This is a genomic window from Rickettsiales bacterium (genome assembly GCA_025210695.1).
Classification (GTDB): domain Bacteria; phylum Pseudomonadota; class Alphaproteobacteria; order Rickettsiales; family CANDYO01; genus CANDYO01.
The window spans coordinates 14,026-34,979 of sequence record JAOARE010000025.1 but is presented as its reverse complement, the minus strand read 5'-3'; the positions used below and the strand labels follow the sequence as shown (position 1 = coordinate 34,979).

The following is a 20,954-nucleotide window of genomic DNA, read 5'->3' as shown; positions in this document are numbered from 1 at the left end:
TGCAAGTGTCAGCCCGTTAATGAATTGAGAATAAACCAATCCATGTTGACGAACGCCAGCATTGATTCTTTGGATCCATAGAGCACGGAAGTCGCGCTTACGAGTGCGACGATCTCTATAAGCATATTGTAATGCTTTTTCTACTTTTCCGATGGCAATACGGAAGCAATTTTTTGATCTACCGCGGAAACCTTTTGCTAATTTTAAAACCTTTTTGTGGCGTCTTTTTGCAACAACGCCATTTTTTGCACGAGACATATCTTAATCCTTATCTAAATTTTTTACCATATGGCATGAATTGCATAACTATTTTACGATCCGCATCACATAAAATTGTGGTACCACGAAGATTACGAATTTGGTTAGGGGATCTTTTACGCATACCATGCTGCTTTCCAGCTTGGGTGCCTCGTACTTTGTTGCTAGCAGTGAAAGAGAATCTCTTTTTGGCACTACTATTTGTTTTCATTTTCGGCATTTCGTTCCTCATTATATTATTATTGGAATTTCTAAGTAGATTAGGCATGCCATTATATAAGCCATACTACTTGTAATGTTTCTAAAAATATTTTTAGAAGAACACAGTATAGAGAATTTTAAGAAAATATCAATAAAAATTATGGGGCTGTCCTGGATAACAATAAAATGTTATATAGGAATACTGAGAAAGAACAGACTAAGCAAACTAAAATAAAACAAATTAATAGAGCACTTTGTAGCTAGAACTACGGTGCGCTGTGCTTCAAGTCTTGCAGGAATAAACAAGACTACAGCAGCATTTTCCTTTCATAGACTTCATAGACTAAGAAAAATAATAACTTATGAGATTAAATTAGAGAGTGATGATTATTTTGCTGAAAAAATGGAAGTAGATGAAAGTTATTTTGGTGGTCACCGCAAAGCTAACATAAGCTATTTGCCGATAAAAAGAATCATATAAATGGAATTGAGAATTTTTGGAATCAAGCCAAGAGGTATATGAGAAAATTTAATGGTGTACCTAAAGATAATTTTGAGCTATTTTTAAAAGAGTGTGAATGGAGATTTAATAACCCGAATCCCATAACTCAGATAATCCTTATACAACAATAGGGTAAGAGATATTTAAACTAATTATCTAGGACAGCCCCTAAATATTTTTTAACAGTGAAAAAGAATGTAGACCCAGAATCAGATTCTGACTCTAGCCATATATTTCCGTGATGTTTATTTAAAATTTTCTGAGCAATATTCAATCCCATTCCTATGCCTTGATATTTCTTATTAGAAACAGCTCTTCTGAGAACTTTGAATATTTTTTCTTTAAGGTTATCTTTTATACCAATCCCATTATCTTTAATAGAAAACTCCCATATATTTACTTTATCTTTACACGCAATAACTATTTTGGGTCTAACCCCTTCTTTTCTATAAAGTAATGCATTTTTTAATAGGTGATAGAATACTTTTATAAGTTGCTCTCTATCGCCTTGTATTATAGGCAAATTTTCAATTAAAATAATTGATTCTGTTTGTTCTATAATTTCTTTAAGTTGATCTTTTACTTCACAAAGTAAATCGTTACAATTAACTTGAGAAAAAACGTTATTCATTGTATTTATTCTAGAGTAATCCAGTAGAGCAGATATTATCTTTTTTAGATTCTCAGAAGATTTAACTATATACTCAAAGTTCTTTTTTGTTTTATCATCAAATTTATTAGCGTTATCCTCAGAGATTATAGCAGCAAATCCCTCAATAGATCGTAAAGGAGCGTTTAAATCATGAGATATTATATAAGCATATTCTTGGTATTCTTTTTTTAAATCTTCAAGTTCGCGCTCTAAACGTTCTAGTTTTTGCTGAATTAACTCCATGAAACAACCTTTATTTATCTTCGTCTGAATGCGGTGGAAGGCATACAATATCCACCCAAAAGTTCTCAACATGCTGAACTACATCCATAAACTTTATAGCATTTACTGGTTTCACAATATAACAATTAGCATGCAGATCATAGCTTTCTATAATATCTTTATCTGCTTTTGAACTAGTTAGAACAATAACAGGAATTCTTTTTAAAAATTTATCAGCTTTTATTTTTTCAAGAACTTCCCTACCGTCTGTTCCAGGTAAATTTAAATCAAGAAGAATAATATCTGGGGTAATAGCGTCCACATAATTATTTTGTTTAAATAAATAATCTAGGGCTTCATCACCATCTTCCACTACATGAAGATTATTACGAAATTTGGCTTCATCAAATGCTTCTTTAGTTAATTCAATGTCTCCTTCATTATCTTCAACAAGAAGTATTTCAGCTAGTTTTATATTATTTGTCATAATCTTTCTCTACATTAGTTAGCTTTTAAAATTGTAAAATAGAATGTGGAACCTATATTTTTTTTGGATTCAACCCAAATTTTTCCACCATGTCCTTGGACCACTTTCTTACAAATAGAAAGTCCTATACCTGTTCCTGGATATTGACCTTTTCTGTTTAGTCTTTGAAAAACATTAAATATCTTAGTTAAATGATGTTTTTCAATACCAATACCATTATCTTTAACAGCAAATTGCCAATATTCACCAGAATCTTTTATACTAACATGAACATGGGGGGTAGAGTCCAACTCTTGATACTTTATTCCATTGTTTATAAGATTCTGAAATAATTGGAAAAACTGAGTTTTGTTACCGTATAACATTGGCAGTTCATCATAGGTAATTCTTCCACCCCTTTCTTTAAGACTAAGATGAAGATTATTCTTAATAACATCTATTAGCTCTTGCGGATGTACTTCTTCCATTGGATGAGTATCATTATCAATACTCGAATAAGTAAGAATATCTTGAATTAAGTCTTGCGCCTGTTCTGCACCATTGGTAATAAAACGGAAATATTTTTTTCCCTTTGTATCATTTTGAAAATGTTCTCCCATATGCATTTGTAGTTTTTCTGAGAAACTACGAATCATACGAAGTGGCTCTTGTAGGTCATGACTACATACAAATGCAAAGCGTTCTAGTTCTTCGTTAGACTCAGATAGTTTATCTATTAGTTTGTTTTTCTCCAATAAATAGTTTTGTTGAGTTATTTTAAAACCAACCGATTGAGCAATATATTTTAACATAGCAATCTCACGATTAGAGAATTGCTTCCCACGCTCTTTTGCATCACTAAAAACAATTTCTCCAAAAGGAGATCCGTTGACTATAACTTTTGTTCTAATATAAGTTAAAGATTTTATAGAAGAGTCATCGGAAGATTGAGCGACTCTCAAATTATCCGAATAAAATATATCATTATGTTCATATGTAATATTAGAGCATATATTTTCTAAAGACAAGTCTTCTCCTGATTTAGGACTTTGAGTATTTGTCCTATAAAGGACATTATGCCTGCCATTACTAACTTCAGCAATGATTCCTAAAGATAATTGAAAATATCTACATCCTTCTTCTAAGATTCTTTGTATTTTATCGGTAAAACTGATGTTTATATCAGAAATAATATTGTGCATCTGCTGGAACAATAATAATTCTGCTTCATATTCAGTAATATCAGTTGCAATACCTAATATGAAAGGATTATTCTTCCCATCTTCAAACCTAACTTTTTGAGTGTAAAGTGTGCGCTGTATCCCATCAGGGGTGATAAGAGTTTCGGTAACAGCAGAATATCCTTCATCAAAGGCTTTTTGATCATTCTTCAAGAATTCTTTTGCATCATTTTTATTATATGATTCAATAGTTGTGTATCCAATTATTTTGTTTTGTTGACTCTTAGGATACATAGATAAGAACAATGAATTAGCCTCGACAATTCTAAAATCTTGATCTTTTACAAACAGAATTGATGGACTATTATCAAAAATTAGTTTTAAAAAATGTTTAGAGTCTTCTAGTTCTTTTTCGGCTTTCTTTTGCTTTTCCATATTACGCCAACCAACTAAAAGAACCTGACGATCTTCATAGTTAATTAATGAAATATTTACATCACATGGAAATAATTCACCTGTTATTTTTTTGTGCACCCAGTCAAAACGATAAGAGCCATTCTTAAGGATTATTTCTATATTTTCTTGGACCCGTTCATTAGAATTTCTCCCATCTGGTTGAAACTCAGGAGATAATTGATCAGGAGTTAAGCCTAAGATTTGCTCTTTTGTGCCATTGAGCATTTTTGCTGCCATACGATTGCAATCAGTAATTTTTGCTTTATTAAGTTCCATGATGAGATAACCATCTGGTGAGTTTTCATACATTACACGAAATTTTTCTTCGCTGGCTGCTAACAAGCTTTCAGATAGTTTACGCTGGGTGATGTCTTCAGCAACACCTAAATATCCTATAACTTTTTTGTTTTCATTACGAATACAAGTGATTGTGAGCTGAACGGGGAATGTTGTTTTATCCTTACGAATAAATGTCCATTGCCGCCTTTCAGGTTCAATATTACGAGGTTTAATTGTGAACACCTCAAACCCTGGGGTAATGTTCTCACCTAACTCCTTACTTATTTCTTCGGCGCGTTTTGCAACTTCCTCTTTATCATGCCAAAGAGCAGGAGTTTGTTTTCCAACAACTTCCTCTGCTGTATATCCAAGTAATTCTTCAGATGCTGAATTAAACTGAGTTACTATACCCTGACAATCTGTGGAAATGATTAGGTGATTAGAGGCGTCTAAAATTGCTCGATTAAGTTCATTGGATTTACTTAAATTTTCAATTAAATAATTTCTTTCTATGGCATCAACAATGGTTATAATAACTTGAGTGGAACCATTTGCCGTAGTTATCTTACTTAAACCAATTTCTAACAAAGTTTTTTCACCACTTTTCTTAACTCCGCTCACAAATCTTCCAGAAGCCATCATTGTCTTACAGCCATGATATACATATGAAGCAATGTTTTTTTTATGCTGGGTATGATATTCTTTAGGTATAAGCAAATCTATTGATTTACCAATTAATTCATCTTCTAAATAATCAAAGATTTTTTGTGCAGGTTCATTTGAAGATTTAATAATGCCGTTTTTATCAACGATAATTATTCCATGAGTTATTCCTTCAATGATATTTTCTAGCCTCAAATTTCTATCTTCTAAACTATTTATATAAATATAATATCTTCTTAAACCATAAAGAAACACTGCAAAAGTAATAATAAGAATTATCTTTAGAAGGAAGCTCAAGGAATTTAGATTATCTAGAGTTTTTTGACTTTGATATAAAGATTTATTTTCTTCATACAACATTTTACTAATTTCTTTAATTATACTTTCCATAGGAGCTATGGTTAAATCTGAATGGACATATGATTCTTCAATTTCTTCCTGTGGAAACAAAGTGATAGACTTCTTAAGATCTATATTTACTTTATCAAGTAATGTAATTATTCTAATTACATTATCTGACTTTGCTTTTTTGAAAGCATATAGTTTTGAATAAATGTTGTTTATAGCGTTATTATAGATTTGTAAATAAATGTATTTATCTTGATGAAAAAAGGCAATTTGAACCTTTTTAGCATCTTGGGCTAAAGAAAGAATTGATTTAACTTCTAGAATATCCCTAATGGAATGTTGAACTGATTTTTGTACATGATTTTCAAAATAATGAACTATAATATTAGTTACTAAAGATAGTAGAAGAATTATTGTAGAAACTCTGAAAAAGTTATAAATCTTATTGTTTCTCATTGTTTATTCTACTTCTTTTGTTAAGTTGAGCAAATTTTTGATAATTATCTTCATGTCATATCTAATAATAGCTAAGTTCTGTATATTGCTCAATAGTTGATATTAATGGCTACATTATCTATTTATAGATAATAGGAGCAACTTTGTATTAAGTAGATTGATAAATATAATCAAAAAGTGATGCTCGTTATAATAAGACATAAAATGTTCTTTATAATAGAGGAAATACTATAGTTATGAGTCAAATATAAATTTTTTGCTAAAGAGAAAGTCATAGTTTTGTTTTAGGGTACTTTTAGAAAACATTGTAATTTTCATTCTTGAGTTTTCTTCGTTTGCTGTAATCCTATACTTAGAGAGAAAATTCTAGAAAAATTGTGCAATAATTAATATTAGAAATAATTATAGTGAAGCATCCATTATTTAATTCTAACACATTAATAAGTTTTTTAATGCAGATATAACTCTATCATGAGCCTCACCTTCAATGGCAACGAAGATGGTGTCATCTCCGGCTATAGTTCCTACAAATTCTTGATATTTAGGGTTGCTTACCAATGTTTCGTCTATAATTGCTCCAATTGCACTAGCATGTCCTGGAAGTGTATGAATCACTACTAAGTTGGGTTTTATAAAAGCTATGTTTTTTATTTTGCTTTCTTCAGATTTTGGAAGCCTGTATTTCCCGCCAATTTTCTTTATTCCCATTTTCTTTAGTCTTCGAGATATGCTTGACTGAGTAATGCTATGCCCTATTTTAGTCAATTCTGATAATAAAACTTGTTGTTCGTTAATTCCTCGTTTTATTATTTCAATAATATCATCATTCATCACAAGCTCCTTTTTGCATTGTAGCGTATATTATTCTTGAAATATGCAAATATATGCATTATATTACAGTAATATGTGATTTTATGCAAGATATCTTATGGTAAAAAAAATTATAATCTGTTTGTTATTGTTTTCAGTGGTAGCATGCAAAGAAAAAACCGAAGAGCCTATTATCAAGCTTGGAACTTCTCCTGACTATCCTCCTTTTGAATATAAAAAGGATGGTGAAGTTGTTGGTTTTGATATTGCTTTGGCTAAAGAAATAACAGAGAAACTGGGAATGAAATTAGAGATTCAAGAATTAGAGTTTAATGGTCTAATTCCAGCTCTTCAAACTGGTAAGGTAGATTTTGTAGTATCTGGATTAACTTTAACTCCTGAAAGATCTACTAATGTTGATTTTTCTAATGTTTATTATCAAGCTTCAATTGTAGGAATTGCTAAAGAAGGTGTCGATATTGAGGATTTAGATAATAAGAGAATAGGCGCTCAATTAGGTAGCATCATGGAGGGAGTTGCTAAGGAAAAGCAAAATGAATTATCTAATGTGAGTGTTGAATTTTTATCTAATAATCTTCATTTGCTTCAAGAATTAAAATTAGGGCGGATTGATGTTTTGCTTTTAGAAGAAGGTCAGGTTAAAGAAATTCTGGGCGCTAATCCCGGTCTTATTGCTCATGTATTTCCTAAGTCTGGTGATGGTTATGCAATAGCTTTTAAAAAAGGATCAGAGTTAAAAGAAAAGTTTAATCAGGCAATAGAAAGTTTAGAAAAAGAAGGGGCCATAGAAAAAATAGCAAATATTTGGTTCAATCAACAAGGCCATGCTAAATATGGTAATTTATTAAAGTCTTTGGCTTATATTCCTGTTGGAATAGGGGTCACCCTTCAATATGCTTTAATTTCAGTATTCTTCGGCTTGGTGATTGGAACTATTTTATCTTTGTTTAGAATTAGTTCAAACAAACTTCTAAAAACCTTTGCAATTTGTTATCTCTCTGTTTTTAGAGGAACGCCATTATTGCTTCAATTATCTATTATGTATTTTGCAATGCCTTCTTTGCTTGGTATTGAAATTTCAGCTTTTGCTGCAGGAATTATAGCTTTTTCTATGAATTCAGGTGCTTATGTTTCTGAAAATATTAGAGCTGGGATTGAATCAGTTGATAGAGGGCAATTTGAGGCTGCTAAGTCTTTAGGTATGCCTTATAGATTAATGATGCAACATATCATTATGCCTCAAGCAATTAGAAATATTTTGCCGTCATTAGTGAATGAAGCGATTAATATGGTGAAGGAATCTTCAATTATTTCAGTAATTGGAGTTGCAGATATTATGCGGAGAGCAAATGTTGTTTCAGCAGAACAATATAGTTATTTAGAACCTTTAACGGTGGCTGCTATTTGCTATTATATTTTAGTAACTCTTTTAAGTTTAGCTGGAAAACTATTAGAAAAAAGGTTGAAGAAACAATGATCTTAGAATTAAAGAATATAAGTAAAAAATTTGCTGATCATTTAGTGTTGGATGATATAAGTTTTAATGTTAAGCCAGGTGAAGTGGTGGCTTTGATTGGCCCATCTGGTGGTGGGAAGTCAACCATTCTTAGATCAATAAATTTTTTAGAAGAGATTGATCAAGGAGAGATTTTATTTAATGGAATTTCTTTAGTTAAAAATAATATAAATGAATATAGACCAAAAATTGGGATGGTGTTCCAGCATTTTAATTTATTTCCTCATATGTCTGTATTAGATAATATGATATTTGCACCTCAGAAAGTTTTAAAACTTTCAAAAAAGGACGCAATACAAACAGCAATGAATTTGCTAAAAAAAGTTGGTTTAAAAGATAAGGCTCATCAATTCCCTGATGCTTTGTCTGGAGGGCAAAAACAACGGGTGGCAATTGCTAGAAGTTTATGTATGAATCCAGAAATTTTGCTCCTTGATGAACCAACTTCAGCTTTAGATCCTGAAATGGTGCAAGACGTATTATCAATAATTAAGTCCTTTGTTCATACAGGGATCACCATTATTATGGCAACTCATGAAATGAATTTTGCTAAAAACTTTGCTGATAAGATTATATTTTTATCAGATGGAAAGGTGATGGAAGAAGCAGCTCCTGCTAAGTTTTTTAAATCTCCAAAAACAAAAAGAGCAAAAATATTTTTAGAGAAAATATTGCAGTAGATATTAGTGGTGATGAGTTATTTTAGAGGTGGGTTTCTTTGGAGCTAAATGAGTTTTAGTTGAGTCTATAAAAACTCCCCTTACTGCGGCAATTACAGGAAATGCTAAAGACATGGCTGTTTTCATATTTCTTTTTTTTAATGCTAGTGCAAGAGTGGCTGCATTAGTTGTAACGGCAGCTGTATATCCTGCAGCGCTATATTCAGGTACGGAAGTAACAGGTTTTAGGTTCTTTAGTCCTTGTTGAATAGATGATTCATAATAGTTGTGGTCATATCCTGCTTGCAATCCATGTGAGTTTAGGTGTTCAGTTGGCAATGTAACAACATGGCCCACAGAAATATAATCCAAAGGTTTTAAGGCTAGAGGAACAGGATCATATTTTTGTTGAATATTTAGAGTATGGTCAAATATTTTAGTGTTTTTTAAAAGGTAATCGGCCGTTTCGTGAGAAAAGCATAAAGGCGCTCCGAAGGTGAGAGTTTTAGATTCTATTGATGGGTTTTCTTCTGTGTCGATACATTTAGAAATGGTTGCTAATGCACCTCCTAAACTATGTCCAACAGATTTTTTACTACATTCTTGTCCACCTGAGGCTTCTTTCTGGGCCTTTTTTCTGTTTTCGTTAGAGCTATAGAACTCACTTAGAAAACCTCCATGTGCATAGCCTGTGAATCCATTTTTAAAATGTATAGCTTTATGAGGGACGTCCAAGTCACTGATCACTTCATCTATGTTATCTGTTCCGCGATAAGCAGTTATCAATTGTTTGTCAGCGGTTCTTATAACATGACCGGCAAGTTCTTTATTATTGTCTTTACGAAAAGATACTACTTTTTCAATGCCACCATATTTTTCAGCTTCTTTAAAAACTTCTTGAAACTCTTTAGAGTCTTGCTCGTGATATGCTAATTCAGAGAATAATGCTGCTGTTTGCACTTCTTCCAAAGAGAACTTAGTATCAATATTTGTTTCTGGCATATAAATTCTAATTTAATAACATTATCAATATAGTTTACTAATATTTAGATTAATAATTAGTTAAGAAGAAACTAAAGAGTATAATTGTGGTTACTCTAGAATTATTGTATATTAATTTAATATATTATATTAGATTAATTAAGAGCTTATAGTTTAATGTTAAAAGAAGAAGATCGTATTTTTACTAATTTACACGGGTTGAAAGGCCTCGGTATTTCTGTTGCTAAAGAAAGAGGAGATTGGAGTGAAACAGCGAAAGTCTTATCAAAAGGGCGTGAGTGGATTGTTGAACAAGTTAAAGCCTCTGGCCTTAGGGGAAGAGGCGGTGCCGGCTTTTCCACTGGAATGAAATGGTCATTTATGCCTAAAGATTCAGCTAAGCCTCATTATCTGGTTGTTAATGCTGATGAGAGTGAGCCCGGAGCTTGTAAAGATCGAGAAATTCTTCGTCATGAGCCGCATAAATTGTTAGAAGGATGTGTTATTGGTAGCTTTGCTATTGGAGCTAATGATTGTTATATTTATGTTCGAGGCGAGTTTTATCATGAAGCTAAAGCTCTACAAAAAGCAATTGATGAAGCCTATGCGGATGGTAAGATAGGTAAAAATGCTTGTGGTTCTGGTTATGATGTTGATGTTTATCTCCATCGTGGTGCTGGAGCTTATATCTGTGGAGAAGAAACAGCTCTACTTGAAAGCTTAGAGGGCAAAAAAGGTATGCCAAGAATAAAACCTCCATTTCCTGCTGGTGTTGGACTTTATGGTTGTCCGACGACTATTAATAATGTTGAATCTATTGCAGTGATCCCCACTATATTAAGACGTGGTGCCTCATGGTTTGCAACCCTAGGTAAACCTAATAACACAGGTACCAAAATTTTTTCAATTTCAGGTCATGTAAATAAACCATGCAATGTGGAAGAAGAGATGTCTATCCCACTTAAAGAATTGATAGAAAAACATGCTGGTGGAGTTATTGGTGGCTGGGATAATTTATTGGCAGTGATTCCAGGTGGAGCTTCTGTTCCTATGATCCCAAAAGAAATATGCGATACTGTTTTAATGGATTTTGATAGTTTAAGAGCAGTTCAATCTGGTCTTGGAACAGCTTCAGTAATTGTGATGAATAAATCGACAGATTTAATTTATGCCATTGCCAGATTAAGCAAATTCTACATGCATGAATCATGCGGTCAATGCACTCCATGTAGAGAAGGAACTGGCTGGATGTGGAGAATTATGATGCGTTTAGTTGAAGGAAATGCTGAAGTCAGTGAGATTGATCGTCTTCTTGAAATTACCAAACAAGTTGAAGGACACACTATCTGCGCTTTAGGTGATGCCGCAGCTTGGCCAATTCAAGGTCTTATCCGCCATTTCCGTCCAATGATTGAAGAAAGAATCAAAGCTGCATCTTAGTTTGCCTTTAGGTTCTTCACTTTATCTTTAATTTGTGGGAGAGCGTCTAAAGCTGCTTGCCTTCCAAGCTGATATAATTCTTCTTTTCTATGATCTTCTAATATCCCAAAGCCTGATAAATTGGGGTGAATATTTATATGGGCTAATTCTGCTTGAGTTTTAGCTAAAGTATAATATGAAAGCCATGATGCACGATATCCCAATTCTATAGAATTATAAGGCGGATCATTTGGAGGTGAGTTACTAATATTTATAGCAATAATTAATTGGGAATGAAATGATTTTGCTGTGGGTACTGGCACTGGTTCAATTACTCCTCCATCCACCAAAGTCTTTCCATATAATTTGACAGGTTCTATAACAAGAGGAATAGCTGATGATGCTCTTATTGCTGGAGCTATAGGTCCATCTTTGATAACAAATTTTTCTCCAGTTTTTATGTCAGTAGTTACTACTGCTAGGGGGACTTTTAAATCTGAGAAATATTTCGCTCTCATATTGTCAAAAATAAAGTTTTCATAAGCTTGCCCCTTTATAGGAGTGGATAAACTATAGAACATTTTAATGTAATCTATATAAGAATGGTCTAGTAAATCACTTTTTTTAGCTTTTAGTAAGATTTGTTTTGTTTGTTCAATATTTTTATTATCGGCATAAAAAGCTCCTACAGTACTTCCAGCACTACTTCCTATAATAAATTCTATGGGGATGTTATTCTCTTCTAAAACTTCAATAACTCCAATATGTGCAAAGCCTTTAGATCCACCACCGCCTAGTACTAAAGCAATCTTTGGATTTTTCATTTATTTCTTTTCTCATTAGAGGGTAGTTTGATCTTAGTAATCCTTTTATCAAAATCAATATAAATTATTTTATTACTTAGAAAGTCATATCCTAATATACCATCAGCTTCAAATTCTGGAGGAAAGTCATAAAGATATAAAAATAATTCACCAATATTGGAGTTATTTAGTTTTGGATTTTCAGGCTTTATATAGCTGCATTTACCATTTTTGGATAGATAAATATTGCAGTTATCCTTAACCTTATTATTTCCTATAGATTTAGGTTTAATAATTGAAATAGTTGCACCGGTGTCTAAAATGAATCTTTTTGCTCCCCCATCATCTATAGAAGTGTATATAGATACCCCCTCTCGATCTACTTTAAATTTTAACTCAAGCCAATCTTCTGTGTCATATTCAATAGGCATTTTTCTATCAATTATGGTTAGTTTATTTTGTGGGTAATCTATTATAATTCCTTTATTAAGAAAAAGTTCTAGTCCAATAACTCCATCTTTTGGGACGGATATGTTTTTTGTTGATAATCCCCAGTCTGTGTCTTCCACTATTCTTTGCTGCAGAAAAGATATTTTTCCTATGTTAAATTTGGGTAAAATATATCTCTTAGCAATATATTCTTTGCCCGTAATATCTGTGCTTTTTTCTTTTGCTCTGAATGCTTTGATGGTGGTTAGTTTAGATAATATGTCTTTATCTAAAACTAAAACTTGATTTCTGGCTCCTGTATCAAGTAGGAATTTAGCTTTTTGGCTTTCTACTTGAAGATTTACAAAGGGTAAATTATTAGAGATTTCCATATCAATAATTTCATAATTTGGATCACTAAGAGCTAAGCAAATTTGACTGATAATTATGGTGATAAATACGAATAGATATTTCATATTTCCCTATTCTTATTTATAAGATAGTTCACCTCAGCTCCATAAATGAAAATTATATGAATTATATAGAAAAATAATAAAGTAAGTACAAATCCTGCAAGCCCACCATAAACAATATTTATTTGGGAAAAGACATAAATATATTTAGACATTAAAGAGCCTCCGAATGTCCATAATAAAGTGACTAATACTGAGCCTGGGATTATTGATCTTAAGTGTAGTTTAACATTAGGAATAACTTTATATAAAAACATAACACCTGTAAAAATTGTTAGAATTAGAGTAATATATCGGGTGTTGTTCCAAATAGGGGTAAATAAATTTCCACTTAACTCTTTGGTTATTTCAAATATTGGCTGAAGATATTCAATACTGCTAATTTTTTGATAAATAATAGGAATAAATACTAAAATAACCATTGCTACTACTAGAATTACTGTGATTATAAGGAATTGAGCTATGCTCAGTAATCTACGCAAGATATAGGCAGGAGGAGTTTTAACATGATAAATTTTATTAAGAATGGTTCTAAGTCCTTCCACTGTTGATGAGGAGCTCCAGATAACACCTAAAATAGATAAGGTTAGTAAGCTTCCTGGGGGGCCTGAAACTATTTCCTCTATTCTTGAATTAAGAGTGCTGCGTAAATAATCTGGCATATTGCTAAGTAGCAGAGAAATCATTTCTTTACCATATTCAGAACTGCCTATAAATGAGGTGAAAGCCATAATAAAAATAAGAAAAGGAAAGAAAGAAATCAAGGTTACGAAGGCCATATATCCTGCATGTTCCACCCCATCATGATTAATTAAATTCTCAATAGCGTTTTTATTTAATTGAATAAAATTGCATATTATTTTAAATAGTCTTTTCATAAATTATTAAGCTAATTGTTTTAACTATATAGATATAGTTAGGTTAGCTTCTTGAGTAAAAATAGTCAAATAATTATAAAGCTTTCTACGGGGATTGCTTAATTATTAAACTATAACTTGCTAAGGATGTTCTTTTGTGTTACTGTTATACTGTAGTATCACAAAAGGGTGTGATTATGGACAGTAGCGAAGATCAGCTTTATCAAGCCATTTTAGGACTTAAGAATGTTGAGGAATGCAGAATGTTTTTTAAAGATCTTTGTACTCCTAAAGAGATAAAAGATATGAAAGATCGATTAATGGTGGCAAAGTTGTTATCAAAAAAAGATCTTTCTTATAGGGAGATACATGATAAAACAGGAGTGAGCTTGACAACAATAACCAGAGTTGCAAGGTTTTTAACCCAGGAGTCTTATCAAGGTTATAACTTAGTATTGAGTAGAAAAAATGAGAAAAATAATAGTATTAATAATAGGAATAACTTTAAGCTTTCTTGCATATAGTGATGTAAGTCAATATCCAACATATGAACAAGAAGAGGACAAACCTCTTTTGAGAGTGGATATTATTCAAACGATTGCTCATCCTGCATTAGATAATACTTATAGAGGCATAATTGACCAATTAACAGAAGAAGGTTTTGTTGCTAAAAAGAACACAGAAATAAGATTTGCCAATGCTCAAGGTGATGTAGGTTTAAGCAATCAAATAGCTAAAAAATTCGCTTCAGGAGAACCAGATGCTCTCGTGGCCATTCCAACTCAAGCTGCTCAAAGCGCCGTCAACGCCACTCGTAACACTAAAATTCCTGTAGTTTTTAGCTCAGTTACAGATCCTGTGAATGCTGGTTTAGTGAAAGATTTATCTGAAACCAATACTAATGTTACAGGTGTTTCAAATTTTATTAATCTTGATGAACAATTGGCATTATTTAAACAAATATTACCTGACCTAAAAAAACTTGGATTTATTTATAACCCTGGAGAAGTTAACTCAGTAATAATTCTTAAATCATTAGAAGAAATTGCCAATAAATATGATATAGAAATTGTCACCTCAGTAGCTGCTAAAACAACTGAAGTTGCTGGGGCTACTAATAAATTAATTGGTAAAGTTGACGCTATTTTTATTAGCAATGATAATACTGCTCTTTCTGCTTTTAGAGTGATCTCGAAAATAGCTCTAACTGCAAAAACACCAGTTTTTGTTAGTGATACTGACATGGTAAAGAGAGGTGCTTTAGCTAGTTTAGGGCCAAATCAATATGAAATTGGTAGACAAACAGGTAAAATACTTGCACAAATATTACGTGGAAAAGATGTTAAAGATTTACCAGTTGAGTTTCCTAAACAAATAGAATTGGTTATCAATCAAGATATTGCTCAAGAATTAGGCATTACTTTTTCTAAAGAAATCTTAGATAGGGCTAGTAAGTAATGAATTTTTTGCAAGTAATAGGTAGCCTAGAGTTAGGCTTGATTTATAGTTTAGTTGCTATTGCAGTATTTCTAACTTTCAGAATAATAAACTTTGCTGATCTCACAGTTGATGGATCATTTCCACTAGGTGCGGCAGTTATGGCCATTTCTTTAAGTAGTGATTTGAATATTGTCTGCTCAATGATTTCATCATTTTTTGCTGGGATGGCAGCTGGTGCAGTGACTGGATATTTAAATATTCGATATAAGATTATGGAAATTCTAGCCGGTATATTAACCATGACGGCTCTTTATTCAATTAATCTACGTATCATGGGAGCGCCTAATATTTCTCTAATGAATTTTGACTTATCTGACGAACATAGATTCACAATTATTATAAGCACTATACTGATTGTTTCGATTTTGATCACGCTGTTATTAAAAACCCAAATAGGGTTGGCTTTGCGTTCAATAGGACAAAACCCACAACTGGCAGCCAGCTGTGGAGTTAATACAGGTAGGATGACTATTCTAGCTTTAAGTGTTAGTAATGGTTTAGTTGCCCTAAGCGGAGCATTATTTGTAATAGCTCAAGGATTTGCAGATATCTCAATGGGTATGGGAACCATTATTATTGGTTTAGCCTCTGTTATTATAGGAGAGAAACTTACTTCCAGCAAATCTACTAGTGTTTTAGTCATATCAGTTATGTTGGGTGCCATTTTATATAGACTGCTTATTACTTTAGCGTTGAATCTGGAGTTCTTAAATTTAGAACCTTCTGATCTAAATCTTCTTTCCACCATGTTAGTTATTGGGGTAATGGTTACGCCAATATATTATAAAAAATGGAGGGATAAATGATATATTTAAACAATGCCTCTCTTACTTTTTCTAAGAATACTCCCTTAGAGAAACAGTTTTTTAAAGATTTGAGCCTGAAGATTTATAAAGGAGAATTTATTAGTATCATTGGTAATAATGGTGCAGGAAAGTCTACTTTGCTTAGAGTGTTAGCTGGATCTATCAAGTTAGATTCTGGGAAAATTTTAATTGATAATAATGATATCACTAATAAATCTGTAGAGCAGCGCTCTGAGCTTATTGCCAGAGTTTTTCAAGATCCTAAAATTGGAACTTGTGCCAATTTGACCATTGCTGAAAATATGAGTTTGGCTTATCAGCGTGGTAAATCAAGGGGATTAAGATTGGCTTTAAATAATGATAATTCTAAAATGTTTAAGGAGAGACTTGCAGAATTAGGAATGGGATTAGAAGATAGATTAAATGACCAAGTGCTTAGTTTATCTGGAGGACAAAGACAGGCACTCAGTTTATTAATGGCCACTTTGTCTTCTGCTAAATTACTATTGCTTGATGAACATACTGCAGCATTAGATCCTAAAATAGCTGAAGTTATAATGAATTTAACTAATAAGCTATATAGTCAATATAACCTAACCATTCTTATGATTACCCATAATATTAAACATGCTTTTGCTTATGGCAATAGAACCATTATGTTGCAAGATGGCGCTATTATTAAAGATCTAAACGGCAAAGAAAGAGATAAGGTAGATCCGGCATCTTTATTGGCCGCCTATTAGATCTTTCAAAGAATTTCTTAAAAATTCATGTTTAAATTTAAATCCTGATTTAAGTAATGCAGCTGGTATAGCATCTTGCCCTTTTAAGATAATTTCTCTGCCCATTTGCCCTAAGAACAGTTTTATAAAGAGTGAAGGTATTTTGAATAAATATGGTCTATTGATTGATTTGCATAACTCTGCAGTAAATTCATTCTGGGTTTTTCTATCAGGAGAGACTATGTTTACAGGCCCAAAAACTTTCTCATTTATAATAAATTTCATTGCAGAAACTAAATCTGTTATTGAAACCCAAGCGAATGGCTGATTGCCCTCGCCTAATTTTGCTCCTAAGCATAATTTAGCAGGAAGGAGTAACTTTTCTAGGGCTCCTCCGTTGTTTCCTAAAACTACAGCAAATCTAGCTAATGAATATTTTATGTTTAGATCTTCTAATTTTTTTACTTCTTCTTCCCAAAGATGAGCCACTTTATATAAAAAGTAGTTATGATTTATAATTTTTGTTCCTTCATTATTATCATTTTTAGGTTTTTGTTCATAAAGTCCATAGATGCTCAAAGCACTTGCATTTATGAAATGAATATTCTTGTTGCTAGAACACCATTTTATTAGTTCTCTAGTTGCGTTAATTCTACTATCTAAGATTAAAGATTTTATTCTTTCAGACCAGAATACATGATTTATAGTTTCTCCAGCTAAATTTATAATTACGTCAAAATTCTTAGGATCAAGTGTATTTAGTTCACTCCAGGTTAGAGTATGAATATTCTTATTTTCTTTTTGAGGATAGATTTTGTTTGTTTTGTGTTTATCTCTTCCTAAAGCATAAATTTGGTGATGATTTTTAAGTTGTTGGATTATATTGTATCCTATAAATCCAGTTGCCCCTGAAATCAATATTTTCATAATCTTTGTCCTATATTAAGAATATATATATTGTAGTTTAGAAAAAGAGCAAAGCTAACCCATAAAAAATATGGGATAAACGAAAGAGAAATAAAACTCTTTTTCCAAGAGCAGCATATAAAAACTACAATACAAATCCACAGTAATATTAGGGTGACTAATGCAAAGAAAATGTTATGGATATAAAAAAATAAAGGAGACCATAGTAAATTAAGAATCATTTGTACTGAAAAAATTATTAGTAGTGTTTTTTGTCTTATTTTATAAATTCTGGCAAGTGTTACTCCCATTAAAAGATATAGAAAAGTCCAAGCTATAGGAAAAACATAACTTGGAGGAGTTATAGAAGGTTTGTTTAAACTATTATACCATTGAGAGCTATCAGCTGTTGAAATAAAACCAGAAATCATTCCTAAACTTAAACAAATGAGTGCAAAGAATACTTCTAGTTTATATTTTCTCATTACCAAAGACATTTAATAATATGATCTGTAAGTACAATGTTATCAGTATACATAATTGGAATCAATACTTACGAGTGAGATGTTTTTAGTTGCTTCATAAGTTTTAATTAGTATTATAAATGGTTTACACAATTTAATTAAAAAGCTCTATGAAGAAACAAACAGGATCAATAATGTTGGTTGCAGGGACATGTATTGGCACCGGCATGATTGCCTTACCGATGACTCTAGCAAAAATAGGTGTAGTGCCGAGCATATTATTTATGCTATTTACCTGGATGTTGATGTATTTTACTTCACTAATAACAGTGGAGCTTAATATACAAGCTGGCAAAGGATTGGCTCTTGGTGCTTTAGGGCATAGATTTTCTGGAAAAATAGCTGAAGCAATCGGTGCAAGTAGCTTTAAGATTTTATCTTATGCTTTAGTTTCTGTATATATATATGCTGGGTCCTCTGTAATTCAAACATTGTTGGAGTCAAACAACTCACAAGAATATTCATTTAATGTTATTACAAGTTTATATGCTTTTATAGCTTGTCTTTTGTTTCTCTTGCCAATTAAGTTAATTGATTACGTTAATCGATTTGTATTTGTGGGATTAATGGTAGTAATCTCTATTTTAATTATAGGATTAGTGGCGACCATTAATTGGTCTAATTTGCCATTATTTACAGAAGGATATGGAGAAATTTCCGCATGGCAGATATTAATTCCTGTGGTGTTTACTTCATTTGGATTCCAAGGGTCGTGCCATAGTTTTGCTAATTACTGTAATTTAAATCCAAAAACTTTAAAGCGTGCTTTGTTATGGGGAAGTTTTATTCCAATGGTGGTTTATATAATATGGAATAGCAGCTCTTTAGCTGTGGTTTATAACGACAATCCACAGTTTTATAACCAAATAGTTAAGGGAGAAGTGGAAGTTGGAGATTTAATAAAAGAGTTAAGTGATATAGCTCAGTGGCAGTCCATGCAGTTACTGGTGTGGTGGGTGACAATCTTTGCAGTTATAACTTCTTTGTTAGGAGTTGGGATTGGTCTTTGTGATTCAGTTAAGGCTATGCTTCCTATGAAAGAAGAAGGTTTTAAGCGCAACCTTCTGGCTTCTATCGTTGTTATACTTCCAGCTTATTTAGTAGCAATATTAGTGCCCAATGCTTTTATTAATGTGCTAGGATTTGCTGGGATGATTTTAGCAATTATAGCTATAATATTGCCGATCTACTTATTTTATAAGGCAAAGATCACTAAGCTTAATTATTATATTTTAAAATCTAATTGGTTAATAATTGCTACATTTATTATTGGCATAGTAATTATTTTAAGTGAAATTTCCAATATTATAATCAAATAAGTTAAAGAAAAAGGACAAGAATTATGCATAAACAGTTAGGCGCTATAATGTTGGTGGCGGGTACATGCATAGGCAGTGGAATGATTGCCTTACCAATGACATTGGCGAAGCTAGGGATTGTTCCAGGTATTGTATTGATGGCAGCGTTGTGGAGTGTCATATATTATACTTGTCTAGTCAATTTAGAGCTTAATCTCCAAGCAGGAAAAGGAATGGCCCTTGGAGCATTGGGGCAAAAGTTTTCAGGCAAAATAGCAGGACTAATTGGTACAGGAAGCTATATGATTCTGTCATTTGCATTGCTTTCGGGATATTTATATGGAGTGTCCTCTGTTACCCAAAAGATGTTATCATTTAATAACTCTTCGGTATTAGAGTTTAATAATATAGTTTCTATATATGCTTTTGCATTGATCATTATCTTTTTATTACCAATAAAATATATAGATTATGTGAATAGATTATTGTTTACAGGATTAATAGCTGTGATAGCAGTTTTGGTCGTTAGTTTGCTATCAATGATTAATTGGGATAATTTGCCATTATTTTCTAGTCAATATCAAGAAATTTCAATATGGAGAATTATAATTCCTATAGCTTTCACTTGTTTTGGGTTTCAGGTTATATTTCACACATTAACTAATTATTGTAATAAAGATCCCATTATGCTCAAGAGAACTTTCTTTTGGGGTAGTTTGATTCCAGCAATAGTATATGTTATATGGACCGTTAGTATATTGGGTGCTATATATCAGAATCATTCAAATTTCTATTTACAGATGATATATGGTCATGTTGATATTGGCGATTTGATTGCTGCATTGAGCTATATTGCCAAAGATCCATTTATACAAATTTTAGTATGGTGGTTATCTGTTTTAGCAATTATAACTTCAGTGTTGGGAGTTGGACTTGCTTTATTTGAAACCATTAGAGATCTTCTCGTAAAGTCAGTAAACAAAACGAATAAATTATATGCTGCTATTATAGCTATTATGCCAGTATATTTAGTGACTATATTAATTCCAGATGCTTTTCTTGCTGCTTTAGGATTTGCAGGGATGATTTTAGTTGTTATAGCAATTTTATTGCCAATATATCTATTATATAAAATCCAAGACAAGAAATTTAATTATTCTGAGCTCACATACAAGAGTCTTGTAGGCTTATCAGCTCTTGCTGGATTTGGTATTATGAGTTGTCAGATTATAAACATGATCGTTTAAAAAGCTTAGAAAAAAGGCCCCTTAAATAATTTAAGGAGCCTTTCAAATTTAACAAAATTTAATTAGTTTTATTTGCTAGTGGGAGCAGAAAAAATACCACCGAATTTCTTGTTAAATTCAGTCACTTGACTTGATTTGGTGTTAACACTTGCTACTCCACCTTTCCAAGCAGGATGCTCACGGAAATCTACATCGAGTAATACACTCTCCCCACTATATGTAGAGCTAGTTGTAAATTCATCACCATTGGGTATGACAATTTTTAATTCTTTATATTTAGGGTGAATATCTTTTTTCAT

22 protein-coding genes and 2 pseudogenes are annotated in these 20,954 nt (G+C 32.1%); 11 read left to right on the top strand and 13 right to left on the bottom strand.

Features of this window, described 5'->3' with window-relative positions; genetic code table 11:
• Window positions 1-258, bottom strand: a 258-nt coding sequence (gene rplT, locus N4A31_04320; GenBank protein MCT4635454.1) for a 50S ribosomal protein L20, incomplete at its 3' end; no start/stop codon positions are given.
• Between the two features lie 10 nt (window positions 259-268).
• The gene (gene rpmI / locus N4A31_04315) at window positions 269-478 is read right to left on the bottom strand and encodes a 50S ribosomal protein L35 (protein MCT4635453.1); all 210 of its coding nucleotides are present in this window, start codon (window positions 476-478) and stop codon (window positions 269-271) included.
• 225 nt (window positions 479-703) lie between these two features.
• Between rpmI and N4A31_04310 the strand changes: the two are divergent.
• Window positions 704-1,092 (top strand): annotated as a pseudogene (locus N4A31_04310) (hypothetical protein).
• A 17-nt stretch (window positions 1,093-1,109) separates the two neighbouring features.
• On the opposite strand, the gene N4A31_04305 reads toward N4A31_04310, so the two are convergent.
• From N4A31_04305 to N4A31_04290, 4 genes are all read right to left on the bottom strand, one after another.
• Window positions 1,110-1,856: an ATP-binding protein gene (locus N4A31_04305; protein MCT4635452.1), complete on the bottom strand. Its 747-nt coding sequence runs from the start codon at window positions 1,854-1,856 to the stop codon at window positions 1,110-1,112.
• A 10-nt stretch (window positions 1,857-1,866) separates the two neighbouring features.
• Window positions 1,867-2,322 (bottom strand): response regulator, encoded by a 456-nt coding sequence (locus N4A31_04300; GenBank protein ID MCT4635451.1) that lies wholly within the window; start codon window positions 2,320-2,322, stop codon window positions 1,867-1,869.
• A gap of 14 nt (window positions 2,323-2,336) precedes the next feature.
• Entirely contained in the window at window positions 2,337-5,684 is a 3,348-nt protein-coding gene (locus N4A31_04295; protein ID MCT4635450.1) for a PAS domain S-box protein, read from the bottom strand.
• A gap of 429 nt (window positions 5,685-6,113) precedes the next feature.
• Complete coding sequence (locus N4A31_04290; protein MCT4635449.1) at window positions 6,114-6,515, bottom strand: hypothetical protein; 402 nt, start codon at window positions 6,513-6,515, stop codon at window positions 6,114-6,116.
• Window positions 6,516-6,612: 97 nt separating this feature from the next.
• Here N4A31_04290 and N4A31_04285 point away from each other — a divergent pair.
• From N4A31_04285 to N4A31_04275, 3 genes and pseudogenes are all read left to right on the top strand, one after another.
• A pseudogene (locus tag N4A31_04285) lies at window positions 6,613-7,317 on the top strand (transporter substrate-binding domain-containing protein).
• A gap of 51 nt (window positions 7,318-7,368) precedes the next feature.
• The gene (locus N4A31_04280; GenBank protein ID MCT4635448.1) at window positions 7,369-7,992 is read left to right on the top strand and encodes an amino acid ABC transporter permease; all 624 of its coding nucleotides are present in this window, start codon (window positions 7,369-7,371) and stop codon (window positions 7,990-7,992) included.
• Entirely contained in the window at window positions 7,992-8,711 is a 720-nt protein-coding gene (locus N4A31_04275) for an amino acid ABC transporter ATP-binding protein (GenBank protein MCT4635447.1), read from the top strand. Before N4A31_04280 ends, N4A31_04275 begins: the two co-directional genes overlap by 1 nt.
• Window positions 8,712-8,714: 3 nt before the next feature.
• On the opposite strand, the gene N4A31_04270 is transcribed toward N4A31_04275, so the two are convergent.
• On the bottom strand, window positions 8,715-9,692 hold the full coding sequence (locus N4A31_04270) for a lipase family protein (protein MCT4635446.1): 978 nt from the start codon (window positions 9,690-9,692) through the stop codon (window positions 8,715-8,717).
• Between the two features lie 156 nt (window positions 9,693-9,848).
• On the opposite strand from N4A31_04270, the gene nuoF reads away from it, so the two are divergent.
• Entirely contained in the window at window positions 9,849-11,111 is a 1,263-nt protein-coding gene (nuoF, locus tag N4A31_04265) for an NADH-quinone oxidoreductase subunit NuoF (protein ID MCT4635445.1), read from the top strand.
• Here the strand turns inward: nuoF and N4A31_04260 are convergent.
• Genes N4A31_04260 through N4A31_04250 form a run of 3 tightly spaced genes read right to left on the bottom strand, consistent with a single transcriptional unit; the run spans window position 11,108 to window position 13,673 of the window.
• Window positions 11,108-11,914 carry a patatin-like phospholipase family protein gene (locus N4A31_04260; protein MCT4635444.1) on the bottom strand — a complete coding sequence of 269 codons (807 nt, stop codon included), beginning with the start codon at window positions 11,912-11,914 and terminating at the stop codon, window positions 11,108-11,110. The two genes, nuoF and N4A31_04260, sit on opposite strands and share 4 nt — an antisense overlap.
• On the bottom strand, window positions 11,911-12,798 hold the full coding sequence (locus tag N4A31_04255; GenBank protein ID MCT4635443.1) for a hypothetical protein: 888 nt from the start codon (window positions 12,796-12,798) through the stop codon (window positions 11,911-11,913). Before N4A31_04255 ends, N4A31_04260 begins: the two co-directional genes overlap by 4 nt.
• Window positions 12,795-13,673, bottom strand: a complete 879-nt coding sequence (locus tag N4A31_04250; GenBank protein MCT4635442.1) for a YihY/virulence factor BrkB family protein — start codon at window positions 13,671-13,673, stop codon at window positions 12,795-12,797. The genes N4A31_04255 and N4A31_04250 overlap by 4 nt, the downstream gene beginning before the upstream one ends.
• A gap of 176 nt (window positions 13,674-13,849) precedes the next feature.
• Here N4A31_04250 and N4A31_04245 point away from each other — a divergent pair, with 176 nt between their 5' ends.
• Genes N4A31_04245 through N4A31_04230 form a run of 4 tightly spaced genes read left to right on the top strand, consistent with a single transcriptional unit; the run spans window position 13,850 to window position 16,701 of the window.
• The gene (locus tag N4A31_04245; GenBank protein ID MCT4635441.1) at window positions 13,850-14,176 is read left to right on the top strand and encodes a YerC/YecD family TrpR-related protein; all 327 of its coding nucleotides are present in this window, start codon (window positions 13,850-13,852) and stop codon (window positions 14,174-14,176) included.
• Complete coding sequence (locus N4A31_04240) at window positions 14,121-15,110, top strand: ABC transporter substrate-binding protein (protein MCT4635440.1); 990 nt, start codon at window positions 14,121-14,123, stop codon at window positions 15,108-15,110. The genes N4A31_04245 and N4A31_04240 overlap by 56 nt, the downstream gene beginning before the upstream one ends.
• Complete coding sequence (locus N4A31_04235) at window positions 15,110-15,958, top strand: ABC transporter permease (GenBank protein ID MCT4635439.1); 849 nt, start codon at window positions 15,110-15,112, stop codon at window positions 15,956-15,958. Before N4A31_04240 ends, N4A31_04235 begins: the two co-directional genes overlap by 1 nt.
• A complete protein-coding gene (locus N4A31_04230; protein ID MCT4635438.1) occupies window positions 15,955-16,701 on the top strand; it encodes an ATP-binding cassette domain-containing protein in 747 nt (248 codons plus the stop codon). The genes N4A31_04235 and N4A31_04230 overlap by 4 nt, the downstream gene beginning before the upstream one ends.
• Here N4A31_04230 and N4A31_04225 read toward each other — a convergent pair.
• The gene (locus tag N4A31_04225) at window positions 16,684-17,607 is read right to left on the bottom strand and encodes a TIGR01777 family oxidoreductase (GenBank protein MCT4635437.1); all 924 of its coding nucleotides are present in this window, start codon (window positions 17,605-17,607) and stop codon (window positions 16,684-16,686) included. The genes N4A31_04230 and N4A31_04225 overlap by 18 nt on opposite strands.
• Window positions 17,604-18,071 (bottom strand): tryptophan-rich sensory protein, encoded by a 468-nt coding sequence (locus N4A31_04220; protein ID MCT4635436.1) that lies wholly within the window; start codon window positions 18,069-18,071, stop codon window positions 17,604-17,606. Before N4A31_04220 ends, N4A31_04225 begins: the two co-directional genes overlap by 4 nt.
• A 149-nt stretch (window positions 18,072-18,220) precedes the next feature.
• On the opposite strand from N4A31_04220, the gene N4A31_04215 reads away from it, so the two are divergent.
• Complete coding sequence (locus N4A31_04215; protein ID MCT4635435.1) at window positions 18,221-19,429, top strand: amino acid permease; 1,209 nt, start codon at window positions 18,221-18,223, stop codon at window positions 19,427-19,429.
• Window positions 19,430-19,452: 23 nt separating this feature from the next.
• Window positions 19,453-20,655 (top strand): amino acid permease, encoded by a 1,203-nt coding sequence (locus N4A31_04210; GenBank protein MCT4635434.1) that lies wholly within the window; start codon window positions 19,453-19,455, stop codon window positions 20,653-20,655.
• Between the two features lie 68 nt (window positions 20,656-20,723).
• On the opposite strand, the gene rpmE is transcribed toward N4A31_04210, so the two are convergent.
• Entirely contained in the window at window positions 20,724-20,954 is a 231-nt protein-coding gene (gene rpmE / locus N4A31_04205; protein ID MCT4635433.1) for a 50S ribosomal protein L31, read from the bottom strand.